We start from the raw sequence: 12,028 nt of genomic DNA, 5'->3' as shown, positions 1-12,028 counted from the left end.
TACGAGGTCGCCATGAACAGCGAAGAGCAAACCCTGATCGATGGACTGTTTTCCCGGCTGCAACAGGCCGAAACGGAGGCAGCCCCGCGCGACGCCCAGGCCGAGGCGCGGATCAAGGAACACCTGACCCGCCAGCCGGCGGCAGGTTATTTCATGACCCAGGCGATTCTGGTGCAAGAGGCGGCCATCAAGAGCCTCGACGAACAGAACAAGCAGCTGACCCGGCAAGTCCAGCAATTGCAGGCTGAACTGCAAGCGGCCAAGTCCCAGAGCGCGGCCCCGGCGCCAAGCGGCGGCGGTGGTTTCCTGTCGAGCATCTTCGGCGGCGGCAGCTCGCGTCCAGCGCCGACCCAGAGCGCCGCCCCGGCTTCTACCGGCGGCTGGCGTGAGCCGGCACCGCAGCAGAACTACGCTGCGCCAGCGCCACAACAGAACTACGCCGCACCACCGCCCAACTACGCGCAGCAAGCAGCCCCGGCCGCGGGCAGCAGCTTCCTCGGCGGCGCCTTGAAAACCGCCGCTGGCGTGGCCGGTGGCGTGATGCTGGCTCAGGGCATCAGCAGCCTGTTCCATCACAACCAACAGCCCGAAGAAATCGTTGAAGTGATCAAGGAAGAGCCGGCGCAAGTGGCTGACCAGAGCGGCAACGATTGGGGCAATGACCAGCGTGTGGCCGATAACGGTTTCTCTGGCAATGACCAGGGCGGATTCACTGATACTGATTACAGCGATGACAACTCGTCGTTCTTCGATGACGACGATTCGTTCGTCTGACTAACGGTCAGGCACCAAGCAACATAATCTTTGTGGCGAGGGAGCTTGCTCCCGCTGGACTGCGCAGCAGGCCCTTCTTTAAAGGACAGGGTCGCTACGCAACCCAGCGGGACGGTGCGACGATTCGACAAGCTCCCTCGCCACACAGCTTTTTACTGGCATACTGAGCGCCTTTTTCGGGCCTGGCGCCTGATCCCGCTTCGTGCGCTATGCGCTCACAGGAATCCCGGTGAAAAAAATTGCAGTGTTCGCCGATGTGCAGAACCTCTACTACACCGTGCGTCAGGCCTATGGTTGCCATTTCAACTACGCCGCGCTGTGGGCGGATGTGAGCAAACACGGGCAGATTGTCGAGGCCTACGCCTACGCAATCGACCGTGGCGACAGCAAGCAGCAGCAGTTCCAGCAGATCCTGCGCAACCTCGGTTTCACCGTGAAGCTCAAACCCTATATCCAGCGCAGCGACGGCTCGGCCAAGGGCGACTGGGACGTGGGCATCACCCTGGACATCATGGACGCCGCCGACCACGTCGACGAAATCGTCCTGGCCTCCGGTGACGGAGACTTCGACATGCTGCTCGAACGCATCATCAGCAAGCACGGCGTACAGGCAGTCGCCTACGGCGTGCCGGGCCTGACCGCCAACTCGCTGATTCGCGCCGCCAGCCGTTACGTGCCGATCGAAGGCGCGTTGCTGCTGAAGAATTAAGCTGAAAAATTGATTTGAACGGAGTTGAACCCGGTTTGGAACGCATTGCAGTCATCGACTTTGAAACCACCGGCCTGTCGCCGAACAGCAGCTGCCGCGCCACGGAAATTGCCGTGGTCATGCTGGAAAACGGCCGCATCGTCGAGCGTTACCAGAGCCTGATGAACGCCGGCGTCCGCGTCCCCGCGTTCATCGAACAACTGACCGGCATCAGCAACGCCATGCTGCGCAGCGCGCCTGCGGCGGAGCGGGTAATGGAAGAGGTCAACGAATTCGTCGGCTGCACGCCACTGGTCGCGCACAACGCGTCGTTCGACCAGAAGTTCTGGGACTTCGAACTGGGGCGGATCAAACGCACCCGTCTGCAGAACTTCGCCTGTTCGTTGCTGCTGGCCCGGCGCCTGATGCCGGCGGCACCGAATCACAAGCTCGGCACCCTGACCACCTTCGCCCGCCTGCCACACACCGGCCAGGCGCACAGGGCGATGGCGGATGCGGAGATGGCGGCCAACCTGATGGCGCATCTGGCGGAAGAACTGCGGCACAAGCATGGGGTGCGTGAGCTGAATCACGACCTGCTGTGCAAACTGCAGAAAGTCCCGGCCGCGAAAGTCGGCGAGCACTTGCAGCGCTACCGCTGATCCCGAAGTCACCACAAATCCCCTGTAGGAGCTGCCGAAGGCTGCGATCTTTTGATCTTGCTTTTAAAAGTCAAAAGATCGCAGCCTTCGGCAGCTCCTACAGGGGGCGTTTCGGTGGGGCTGATTATTTGCCGTTGCCTTCTATATGGCTCAACGGCACACGCTTGTCGATTGCGCTCGACAACACAATCGAGGTCTTGCTGAAGCCAAACTTCGCCACCCGGTTGATCAACTCCTCCAGCTCCGTCATCGACCCCACCGCGCCCTTCATCATCACGCACGGATCGCCGGTCACCCGGAAGCATTCGGTCAGTTGCGGGATTTTCACCAGTTCGTCGTAAACCTTCTGGCTGCCGTTCTGGTGCAGGCGCAATTCGATCATGCACTGGATCGGCAAGCCGATTTTCGACAGGTCGATATTCGCCTGATACCCGGTGATCACTCCGGCCGCTTCAAGCTTGGCCACGCGCTCGGCCACTGCCGGGGCGGACAGGTTCACTTTGCGCGCCAGATCGGCATAGGACGCGCGACCGTTTTCCAACAGGGCGCTGAGCAGCATGCGGTCGTATTTGTCCAAGGCCGGACTCCTGAAATTGCCAGACTTTCGAAATCGCGGTTTATCCCGTCGATCTCCGTTGTTTCAAAAGTGTACCGGCGCGATAAACAGGTTTTGTAGCTTATTTTTGCTCGCGGGCCTTTCTAGAATAATTCACACCCTGCCTCTGACTGTCGAGCTGCCCATGCCTGCCTTGCGCCGTTTTTCCTTGCCGTTGATCGCCGCGTTTTTCGCGCTGTATGTGATTTGGGGATCGACCTATCTGGTGATCCGCCTCGGCGTCGAATACTGGCCACCGCTGATGCTTGGCGGAGTGCGCTTCGTGATTGCCGGCAGCCTGATGTACGCCTTCCTGCGCTGGCGCGGGGCGCCGGCGCCGACCTGGGCGCAGTGGAAAGCGGCGGGGATCATCGGGATTCTGCTACTCAGCTTCGGTAACGGCGCGGTCAGTGTCGCCGAGCACACCGGCGTGGCTTCCGGCGTGGCGGCACTGGCGGTGGCGACGGTGCCGTTGTTCACCTTGCTCTTCGGCTATTTCTGGGGCGCGCGCAATACTCGCCTGGAGTGGGCCGGGGTGGCGTTGGGAATTGTCGGCATCGCCATGCTCAACATGGGTTCCAACCTGCAATCGAGTCCGCTGGGCGCGGCGTTGCTGATTTTTGCAGCGGCGACCTGGGCGTTCGGCTCGGTGTGGAGCAAACACCTGCCGCTGCCGCAAGGGGCGATGGCCAGTGCCGTGGAGATGCTGGTGGGGGGCGTGGTGCTGTTGATCGGCAGCGCGGTCAGCGGCGAACATCTGCAAGCCTTGCCGCCGATGGAAGGCTGGCTGGCCTTGGGTTATCTGATCTTCTTCGGCTCGATCATCGCTTTCAATTCCTACATGTACCTGCTCAAGCACGTGCGTCCGGCGGCGGCCACCAGTTACGCCTACGTCAACCCGGCGGTGGCGGTGTTGCTGGGGATCGTGTTTGTCGGCGAGACCATCGGCATGGAAGAAGCGCTGGCGATGCTGGTGATCATCAGTGCCGTGGTGCTGATCGGTCTGCCGCAGTGGCGGCGGCCGGCGCAGCCGCTCGTCGTGGAGACGCCGAAGACCGCCATTCCAGCAGAGCAACGTGTGAATTAGGGTAAACTGCGCGCCATTGCACCCTTGTTTTGCGCAACCGCGCTGATTTTTCCTACGGTACTCCCATGACTTTCGCCACCCTTGGCCTGATCGAACCCTTGCTGCGCTCCCTCGAGAAGCTCGGCTACCAGACTCCAACGCCGGTCCAGGCGCAAGCCATTCCGGCCGTTCTGGCCGGTCGCGACCTGATGGCTGCGGCCCAGACCGGCACCGGCAAGACCGCCGGTTTCGCCTTGCCGCTGCTGCAGTTGCTGGCCATGGAAGGGCCGAAAGTGGCCGCCAATTCGGCGCGTGCACTGATTCTGGTGCCGACCCGCGAGCTGGCCGAGCAGGTTCATGAGTCGGTGCGCCAATATGCTGAAAACCTGCCGCTGCGCACTTACGCGGTGTACGGCGGCGTCAGCATCAACCCGCAGATGATGAAGCTACGTGGCGGCGTTGATGTGCTTGTCGCCACGCCGGGTCGCCTGATCGACCTGTTCCGCCAGAACGCGTTGAAACTCGATCAGTTGCAAACTCTGGTGCTGGATGAAGCCGACCGCATGCTCGACCTGGGCTTCTCCGAAGAACTGGCGAACATTTACCGCATGCTGCCGAAGAAGCGCCAGACGCTGCTGTTCTCGGCGACCTTCTCCGATGACATCCGCCTGCTCGCCGGGCAGATGCTCAACGATCCGCTGAGCATTGAGGTCAGCCCGCGCAACGTCGCGGCCAACACCGTCAAACAGTGGGTGGTGACGGTGGACAAGAAGCGCAAGCCGGAACTGTTCGTGCACTTGATGCGCAAGAACAAGTGGAAGCAGGTGCTGGTGTTCGCCAAGACCCGCAACGGTGTGGATGCGCTGGTGGAAAAACTCCAGGGCCTCGGTGTGAACGCCGACGGTATCCACGGCGACAAACCGCAGGCGACCCGTCAGCGTGCGCTGGATCGTTTCAAACTCAGTGAAGTGCAGATTCTGGTGGCGACCGACGTCGCCGCCCGTGGTCTGGATATCGAAGATCTGCCGCTGGTGGTCAACTTCGACCTGCCGATCGTCGCCGAGGATTACATCCACCGTATTGGTCGTACCGGGCGTGCCGGTGCGACGGGCGAGGCGATCTCGCTGGTGTGCGCGGATGAGGTGAACATGCTCTCTGCGATCGAGATGCTCACGCGTCAGACCCTGAAGCGCCAGAACGAGCCGGACTTCGAACCCGAGCACCGCGTGCCGGATACCGATGCCAGCGGTCAGGTGATCAAGAAGCCGAAGAAACCGAAAAAGCCGAAGACGTCCGGCGGCGGTGGCGGCAAGCGCAATCTGGGCAAGTGGGTCGACAGTGGTGAGACTCAGGCACCGGAGCCGTCGATCAAGCCTGTGCGTAAAGTGCCGGTGTTCAATACCGGGCCGCGTAAGCGCAAGCCTTGATCTGATGGGGCGTCTGAAAGGACGCCTTCGCGAGCAGGCTCGCTCCCACATGGGATCTCCTTGTTACTGGAGATCAGTGTGGGAGCGAGCCTGCTCGCGAAGGACGCACCTCGGTCTTCAACCTTTGCGCTGCAACCACTGCACGACACCCAACCCCGCCGCCCGCCCGCTGGCAAAACACCCGGTCAGCAGATAGCCGCCCGTCGGCGCTTCCCAATCCAGCATCTCGCCCGCACAGAACACCCCCGGCAACGCCTTGAGCATCAAACGCTGATCCAGCGCTTCGAACGTCACGCCACCGGCACTGCTGATGGCTTCGTCCAGCGGCCGCGCTTTCACCAAAGTCAGCGGTAACGCCTTGATCGCCCGCGCCAACAGCGCCGGATCAGCAAACGTTGCTGCATCGCTCAGCTCTCGCAACAACGCTGCTTTCACCCCATCAATCCCGACCTGACTGTGCAGATGCTTGGCCATCGAGCGCGAACCGCGTGGTTTGCTCAACGCGGCCTGTAATTTATCCACAGGACGGCCGGGCAGCAGATCGATGTGCACCGTGGCTGAGCCGTGCGCATTGATCGCTTCGCGAATCGGTGCCGACAGCGCGTAGATCAGGCTGCCTTCAACCCCGGTCGCGGTGATCACGCATTCGCCCAAGCGTGGGATATCGTCGTTCAAACCGATGGCGACATTTTTCAGCGGTGCGCCGGCGAATTTACTGACAAGCAATTCGCTCCAGCCCTGCACCTCGAAGCCGCAATTGCTCGGCTGCAACGGCGCCAGTCCTACACCTTTTTGCTCCAGGGGCAGCATCCACGCGCCATCCGAACCCAGGCGCGACCAACTGCCGCCGCCGAGGGCGAGCAGGGTGGCGTCGGGTTTGACGGTGATGTCGCCGGCGGGGCTGGTGATGCGCAGTGCACCGTCTTCATCCCAGCCGAGCCAGCGATGGCGGGTGTGGATAACCACGCCGCTGTCGCGCAGGCGCTTGAGCCAGGCCCGCAGCAGGGGAGCGGCTTTCATGTCGGTGGGAAATACCCGGCCGGAGCTGCCGATGAAGGTCTCGATCCCCAGATCATGAATCCAGCGGCACAACGCGTCGGCGTCGAACCCGCGCAGCAGTGGCGCGATCTGTGGCGCGCGTTCGGCGTAGCGTGCGAGGAACGCCGGGTAAGGCTCGGAGTGAGTAATGTTCATGCCGCCGACTCCGGCCAGCAGGAACTTGCGCCCCACCGAGGGCATCCCGTCGTATAGATCGACGCGCACGCCGGCCTGGCTCAGCACTTCGGCGGCCATCAGGCCGGCGGGGCCACCGCCGATGATGGCGACGTGAGCGGGGAGGGGGGCGGAGGTCTGGGTCATGGCGTGCGCTGCGGTATGGCGGGATAAGGCGCGCATTCTAACAGTCGGGATCCGTGTAGGAGCTGCCGCAGGCTGCGATCTTTTGATCTTGGCCTTGAGAAAACAAAGATCAAAAGATCGCAGCCTGTGGCAGCTCCTACAGGGGGATCGACGGTAAATCTGGTGGCCTGGTTAAAAAACAACCATCGCGCTGTACACCTTGTTCGCTGTGGTCTGTAGTCCCTTTCGCTCAGGTTATCCACAGGCCGTTCCACAGCCATTGTGGGTAACGCAGCACAGCTTAGTGACAACCGTGTGACGTCCAGACCCGTTGCGCACTGTGATGCAGGATGCCGTGGCGGCGGGCGAGGGCGTGGCGATCCTTGCTGTAGCCGCCACCGATCACGCCGACTACCGGGATGTCGCGGCCCAGGCAATGGCGCATCACGCTTTCATCGCGGGCGGCGACGCCGGCGTCTGTCAGTTGCAGATAACCGAGGGCGTCGTCCTTGTGCACATCGACCCCGGCGTCGTACAGCACCAGGTCCGGTTGATACAGCGGCAGCAGGTAGTTGAGCGTGTCATCCACCACCTGCAGATAGTCGGCATCGCCCATACCGTTGGGCAACGGAATGTCCCAGTCACTTTCGGCCTTGCGTGCAGGAAAATTCTTTTCGCAATGCAGGGAAACGGTAATGGCCTCCGGCGTGTCGTGGAGGATTCGCGCGGTGCCATCGCCCTGATGCACGTCGCAATCGAAGATCAGCACCCGGTTCACCCGACCGCTTTGCAGCAGGTAATGGCTGATGATCGCCAGGTCGTTGAAGATGCAGAAGCCGGCCGGGTAATCGTAGTGGGCGTGATGGGTACCGCCGGCGAGGTGACAGGCCAGACCATGCTCGAGGGCTTTTTCCGCCGCCAGAATCGAGCCGCCGACCGCCCGCACCGTGCGCCGCGCCAAGGCTTCGTTCCACGGCAGGCCAAGGCGCCGCTGGTCTTCGCGAGACAACTCGCCGCTCATGTAACGTTCGATATAGCGACGGTCATGCGCCAGGGCGAGGATGTCGTTGGGGCAGATCTCGGGACGCAGCAGGTCGGCGTCGCGGGCCAGGCCGCTGTCGACCAGGTGGTCGCGCAGCAAGCGGAATTTGTCCATCGGAAAGCGGTGATCCGCCGGAAACTCGGGGCTGTAGTCTTCGTGGTAGATCAGCGGCAGTGGCATGGCAACTTCATGTAGGAACGATGGAAAGAGTGAACGATCCTACCAGCGATGTAGACTTGCGGCATGGAAATGGAGGGGCATGATGGAGCCGATTCAGCAACTCGAAAGCGCACGCCTGCTGATGCGTCAGTGGCGCGACGAGGATTTGCCGGAATTTGCGGCGATGTGCGCCGATCCTCAGGTGATGCGCTACTTTCCGGCGCCGCTCAGCCGTCTGGAAAGTGCCTCGATGATCGGCCGGGTGCGCGGGCATTTCGCCGAGCACGGTTACGGCCTGTGGGCGCTGGAGCGCAAGGACAGCGGTGCGTTCATCGGTTTTACCGGCCTGGGTGTGGTCGGTTTCGATGCGCCGTTCACCCCGGCGGTGGAAATCGGCTGGCGTCTGGCCCGCGAGCATTGGGGGCTGGGCTATGCCAGTGAGGCGGCGTGGACGGCATTGCGCGCAGGTTTTGATCGGCTGGGGCTGAAGGAGATCGTGTCTTTCACCGCGCAGAGCAATCTGCCGTCGGAGAAAGTCATGCAGGCGATTGGCATGCAGCACGATCCGGCCGATGATTTCGATCACCCCAAACTTGCCGTCGATCACCCGTTGCGCCGGCATTTGTTGTACCGAATTACCAGGGAGCAATGGCTGCAGACCTTGCATGGCTAAGCCGACACGGACGTTTACAATGGCGCGACAATGGCTCGCGCCAGAACCTGAATGGGCCGCCGCAGCCAAGACTGCGCGGCATAGCGTTGTGTGAGGAGAGTCTGAATGAGCCAAGTGTTGGAAGATCTGGTCGACCTGCTGACCCTGGAACCGATCGAAGAAAACCTGTTCCGTGGCCGCAGCCAGGACTTGGGTTTCCGTCAGTTGTTCGGTGGCCAGGTACTCGGTCAGTCGCTGTCGGCGGCCAGTCAGACGGTTGAAGAGACGCGCCATGTGCATTCGATGCACGGCTATTTTCTGCGCCCGGGCGACGCCAAGTTGCCGGTGGTGTATTCGGTGGATCGCGTGCGCGATGGCGGCAGCTTCAGCACCCGGCGGGTCACGGCGATCCAGAAGGGCCACCCGATTTTTACCTGCAGCGCGTCGTTTCAGTACGACGAGGCAGGCTTTGAGCACCAGAGCCAGATGCCAATGGTGGTCGGCCCGGAAAACCTGCCGTCGGAGCTGGAACTGACCCAGCAACGTGCGCACCTGATCCCCGAGCACATGCGCGAGAAACTGCTGTGCCCAAAACCGATCGAAGTACGCCCGGTTACCGAAAAGGATCCGTACAACCCGCAGCCGGCCGATCCGGTGAAATACGTGTGGTTTCGTGCCGACGGTGCGCTGGCCGACATTCCGGCGCTGCACAAGTACCTGTTGGCCTACGCCTCGGACTTCGGTCTGCTGACCACCTCGATGCTGCCGCACGGCAAGTCGGTCTGGCAGAAAGACATGCAGGTCGCCAGCCTTGATCACGCGTTGTGGTTCCACAACGATCTGCGCGCCGATGACTGGCTGCTCTATGCGATGGACAGCCCGTGGGCCGGCAATTCCCGGGGTTTCTCCCGTGGCAGCGTGTACAACCGCGCCGGGCAACTGGTGGCGTCGGTGACCCAGGAAGGCCTGATTCGTCACCGCAAGGACTGGGCATGAGCCTGAGCGATGTGAAGCACTGGGTGTTCGACATGGACGGCACCCTGACCATCGCCGTGCATGACTTTGCGGCGATCCGCGTGGCGCTGGCGATTCCGCCCGAGGACGACATTCTCACCTACCTCGCGGCGCTGCCGGCCGAGGAAGCCGCGGCGAAGCATGCCTGGTTGCTGGAGCATGAGCGCGATCTGGCGCTGGGTTCGAAACCGGCTGCCGGTGCGGTGGAGCTGGTGCGTGACCTGCACGGGCGTGGCTATCGGCTCGGCATCCTGACGCGCAACGCACGGGAGCTGGCGCATGTGACACTTGAAGCAATTGGTCTGGCTGACTGCTTTGCTGTAGAGGATGTGTTGGGCCGCGATGAAGCGCCACCCAAGCCGCATCCCGGCGGGTTGCTGAAACTGGCCGAAGCCTGGAATGTGCCAACCCGCGAGATGGTGATGGTGGGTGATTACCGCTTCGATCTCGATTGCGGGCGAGCGGCCGGGGCACGGACGGTGCTGGTGAATCTGCCGGACAACCCATGGCCGGAGCTGACGGACTGGCATGCGCAGGATTGTGTCGAGTTGCGGCGGATGCTTTCAGTCTGAGATGTATGTTGTCAGATGGGAAGCCTTCGCGAGCAGGCTCGCTCCCACATTAGATCTTCGGTGCACAGGGATTTTGTGTAATGCATCAATCCAATGTGGGAGCGAGCCTGCTCGCGAAGAGGCCAGATCATCCACTGCACAACTTACTGCTCAAACAGCGCTTTCAGCCCCTCCGGTGACGTCAACATCCCATCGCCGTTATGCCCGACCCCGGGCACTTCAACCAGCCGCTGATTGACCCCTTCCGGATGCCGGCGCAGCAGGTAGCCGAAAAACAGCTTGCCGCGTTCCAGCCGATACGCGCCCTGCGCCTCGGCGGCGCAACTCTTGTCCAGCGCCGGATGTTGCGGATCGGTGTCCTGCTGTCCCAGCAGATAAATCACTTCGCGCTTGATGTAGCTGCTCTCAAGCTGCAATGGCGTTTGCCCACCGGCGTACACCGGCATGTCTGCCAGACCGTACTTCCAGCGATTGAAACCCGGGCACTGTGCGTGATCGAACGCTACCGGCCGCTGTTCGTTGAAATACGCGTATGACGACGGATTGGCCACCACATAGCGCAGGCGAATGCCATTGGCCTTCAGCGCCGGTTGCTCCTTGGCCAGCAGGGCATAACGCTGCACCACTTGACCGCCACCGGAATGGCCGAAAATCACGATCTGCTTCACGTCCGGAAACTGCTTGCGATCACTGACCCGGGCGACGATGGCATCGAGTGCGGCGTAGGAACTCAGCGGCTTCGGCCCTGTGGATAACCCGCCGCCCATCCACTCGTTGCCTTTCCAGCGCAGCAATGTGTCGGGCAGGGAGTACAGGGCGACGTCGCTTTCGTTGAGAAACTGTGGCGCGATCACCAGCGTGTGCGCCGTTTGCCCGGCCAGTTCGGTTGCGCGTTCGGCACTCTTGCGGTAGGTCTCGGCATTGCGCAGACGACCGTGGATGACGATCAGCACCCGCTCGATTTTTTCCGGTGCGGGGCTGATGCCGACGGCCATTTCGCCGGCCTCGAATTGCAGGCGCCCGGGGCTGATGGCATCGACGCCTGCCGCGTGCGCGTTGCCGCCGATGATCAGTAAAGCCAGAAGCCATTTGCGCATTTACAGGTTTTTCGTCGCGAAGGTATCGCACTGGCCGACCTGGCCCTGGGCGAAACCGGTTTTGAACCAGCGCACCCTTTGCGCCGACGTGCCATGGGTAAACGAGTCCGGCACCACGCGGCCCTGACCCTGTTGTTGCAGGCGATCATCACCGATGGCGTTGGCCGCATTCAAGGCCTCTTCGACGTCACCCGGTTCCAGCCAGTTCAGGCGCTTCTGCGCATGGTAGGCCCAGACGCCGGCCAGGCAGTCGGCCTGCAATTCCTGACGCACCAGCAAACCGCCGTCGCCCTGCATCTGCCGGCCCTGCTGACGGGCCGCCTGAATTTTTGCCGAGACGCCGAGCAACGTCTGCACATGGTGGCCGACTTCGTGCGCGATCACGTAGGCCTGGGCGAAGTCGCCGGCGGCCTTGAAGCGCTGGGTCATTTCCTGGAAGAAGGCCATGTCCAGATAGACTTTCTGATCCGCCGGGCAATAGAACGGGCCGGTCGCCGAAGTCGCCAGACCGCAGGCGGAATTCACCCGGTTGCTGAACAGCACCAGGGTCGGGTCCTTATATTGGCGCCCGGCCTGCTGGAAAATTGCGCCCCAGGTGTCTTCGGTATCGCCGAGGATCGAACGCACGAATTCGGCCTGCTGGTCGTTGGCCGGTGGCGCCTGGCGGGTTTGCGTCGAGGCCGGTGCCGATTGCTCGGTCATTTGCCCGGTGAGCTGGCCGAGGATCTGCAACGGATCCTGTCCGGTGATCCAGCCGATGCCGACGATCAGCAGGATCGCCCCCAGGCTCAGGCCTTTGCCGCCACCGAACCGCATGCCACCACCGCCGCCGCTATCATCGCCACGGGCATCGACGACGTTGTCACTGCGTCGGCCTTTTTTCCATAGCATGTGGGAATCCTCTTTTCTGTTCGTGGTGATGAGTGTTGCTGGTGTGGGAGT

13 protein-coding genes are annotated in these 12,028 nt (G+C 62.1%); 8 read left to right on the top strand and 5 right to left on the bottom strand.

Annotated elements, in window-relative coordinates:
- Positions 1–12 precede the first annotated feature (12 nt).
- The 3 genes from LOY52_RS23345 to LOY52_RS23335 all read left to right on the top strand — a co-directional run bounded on the left by LOY52_RS23345 (position 13) and on the right by LOY52_RS23335 (position 2,124).
- Positions 13–774: a DUF2076 domain-containing protein gene (locus LOY52_RS23345; protein WP_258676168.1), complete on the top strand. Its 762-nt coding sequence runs from the start codon at positions 13–15 to the stop codon at positions 772–774.
- A gap of 229 nt (positions 775–1,003) precedes the next feature.
- Positions 1,004–1,483: an NYN domain-containing protein gene (locus tag LOY52_RS23340; protein ID WP_041065128.1), complete on the top strand. Its 480-nt coding sequence runs from the start codon at positions 1,004–1,006 to the stop codon at positions 1,481–1,483.
- 35 nt (positions 1,484–1,518) lie between these two features.
- A complete protein-coding gene (locus tag LOY52_RS23335; RefSeq protein ID WP_258676164.1) occupies positions 1,519–2,124 on the top strand; it encodes a PolC-type DNA polymerase III in 606 nt (201 codons plus the stop codon).
- 124 nt (positions 2,125–2,248) lie between these two features.
- Here LOY52_RS23335 and LOY52_RS23330 read toward each other — a convergent pair whose 3' ends face one another.
- A complete protein-coding gene (locus LOY52_RS23330; protein ID WP_258676160.1) occupies positions 2,249–2,701 on the bottom strand; it encodes an Lrp/AsnC family transcriptional regulator in 453 nt (150 codons plus the stop codon).
- Between the two features lie 163 nt (positions 2,702–2,864).
- Here LOY52_RS23330 and yedA point away from each other — a divergent pair, with 163 nt between their 5' ends.
- Together yedA and LOY52_RS23320 are read left to right on the top strand one after the other, a co-directional pair.
- Positions 2,865–3,806, top strand: coding sequence for a drug/metabolite exporter YedA (gene yedA, locus LOY52_RS23325; RefSeq protein ID WP_098965752.1), 942 nt, complete (start codon positions 2,865–2,867; stop codon positions 3,804–3,806).
- Positions 3,807–3,871: 65 nt separating this feature from the next.
- Positions 3,872–5,212, top strand: coding sequence for a DEAD/DEAH box helicase (locus LOY52_RS23320; protein ID WP_258676158.1), 1,341 nt, complete (start codon positions 3,872–3,874; stop codon positions 5,210–5,212).
- Between the two features lie 117 nt (positions 5,213–5,329).
- Here the strand turns inward: LOY52_RS23320 and LOY52_RS23315 are convergent, their stop codons facing one another.
- Complete coding sequence (locus tag LOY52_RS23315; RefSeq protein WP_258676153.1) at positions 5,330–6,571, bottom strand: TIGR03862 family flavoprotein; 1,242 nt, start codon at positions 6,569–6,571, stop codon at positions 5,330–5,332.
- Between the two features lie 280 nt (positions 6,572–6,851).
- Positions 6,852–7,772, bottom strand: a complete 921-nt coding sequence (locus tag LOY52_RS23310; RefSeq protein WP_258676152.1) for a histone deacetylase — start codon at positions 7,770–7,772, stop codon at positions 6,852–6,854.
- An 82-nt stretch (positions 7,773–7,854) separates the two neighbouring features.
- Here LOY52_RS23310 and LOY52_RS23305 point away from each other — a divergent pair, with 82 nt between their 5' ends.
- The 3 genes from LOY52_RS23305 (at position 7,855) to LOY52_RS23295 (ending at position 9,989) form a co-directional block, all read left to right on the top strand.
- On the top strand, positions 7,855–8,424 hold the full coding sequence (locus tag LOY52_RS23305) for a GNAT family N-acetyltransferase (protein WP_258680034.1): 570 nt from the start codon (positions 7,855–7,857) through the stop codon (positions 8,422–8,424).
- 105 nt (positions 8,425–8,529) lie between these two features.
- A complete protein-coding gene (tesB, locus tag LOY52_RS23300; protein WP_258676149.1) occupies positions 8,530–9,399 on the top strand; it encodes an acyl-CoA thioesterase II in 870 nt (289 codons plus the stop codon).
- On the top strand, positions 9,396–9,989 hold the full coding sequence (locus tag LOY52_RS23295; protein ID WP_258676146.1) for an HAD family hydrolase: 594 nt from the start codon (positions 9,396–9,398) through the stop codon (positions 9,987–9,989). Before tesB ends, LOY52_RS23295 begins: the two co-directional genes overlap by 4 nt.
- A 143-nt stretch (positions 9,990–10,132) precedes the next feature.
- Here the strand turns inward: LOY52_RS23295 and LOY52_RS23290 are convergent, their stop codons facing one another.
- Both LOY52_RS23290 and LOY52_RS23285 read right to left on the bottom strand, forming a co-directional pair.
- Entirely contained in the window at positions 10,133–11,086 is a 954-nt protein-coding gene (locus tag LOY52_RS23290) for an alpha/beta hydrolase family protein (protein WP_258676144.1), read from the bottom strand.
- Positions 11,087–11,977 (bottom strand): neutral zinc metallopeptidase, encoded by an 891-nt coding sequence (locus LOY52_RS23285; protein WP_258676143.1) that lies wholly within the window; start codon positions 11,975–11,977, stop codon positions 11,087–11,089.
- Positions 11,978–12,028 lie beyond the last annotated feature (51 nt).

The sequence above is a fragment of the Pseudomonas sp. B21-051 genome (assembly GCF_024748795.1).
In the GTDB taxonomy this organism is placed as follows: domain Bacteria; phylum Pseudomonadota; class Gammaproteobacteria; order Pseudomonadales; family Pseudomonadaceae; genus Aquipseudomonas; species Aquipseudomonas putida_A.
This window is presented reverse-complemented; position numbering and strand designations above follow the sequence as displayed.

Bases quoted from the DNA above. Each gene is read 5' to 3' on its own strand.
- tesB (WP_258676149.1), top strand. From the start codon at position 8,530: ATGAGCCAAGTGTTGGAAGATCTGGTCGACCTGCTGACCCTGGAACCG.
- LOY52_RS23305 (WP_258680034.1), top strand. From the start codon at position 7,855: ATGGAGCCGATTCAGCAACTCGAAAGCGCACGCCTGCTGATGCGTCAG.
- LOY52_RS23295 (WP_258676146.1), top strand. From the start codon at position 9,396: ATGAGCCTGAGCGATGTGAAGCACTGGGTGTTCGACATGGACGGCACC.
- LOY52_RS23345 (WP_258676168.1), top strand. From the start codon at position 13: ATGAACAGCGAAGAGCAAACCCTGATCGATGGACTGTTTTCCCGGCTG.
- LOY52_RS23290 (WP_258676144.1), bottom strand. From the start codon at position 11,086: ATGCGCAAATGGCTTCTGGCTTTACTGATCATCGGCGGCAACGCGCAC.
- LOY52_RS23315 (WP_258676153.1), bottom strand. From the start codon at position 6,571: ATGACCCAGACCTCCGCCCCCCTCCCCGCTCACGTCGCCATCATCGGC.
- LOY52_RS23310 (WP_258676152.1), bottom strand. From the start codon at position 7,772: ATGCCACTGCCGCTGATCTACCACGAAGACTACAGCCCCGAGTTTCCG.
- yedA (WP_098965752.1), top strand. From the start codon at position 2,865: ATGCCTGCCTTGCGCCGTTTTTCCTTGCCGTTGATCGCCGCGTTTTTC.
- LOY52_RS23320 (WP_258676158.1), top strand. From the start codon at position 3,872: ATGACTTTCGCCACCCTTGGCCTGATCGAACCCTTGCTGCGCTCCCTC.
- LOY52_RS23285 (WP_258676143.1), bottom strand. From the start codon at position 11,977: ATGCTATGGAAAAAAGGCCGACGCAGTGACAACGTCGTCGATGCCCGT.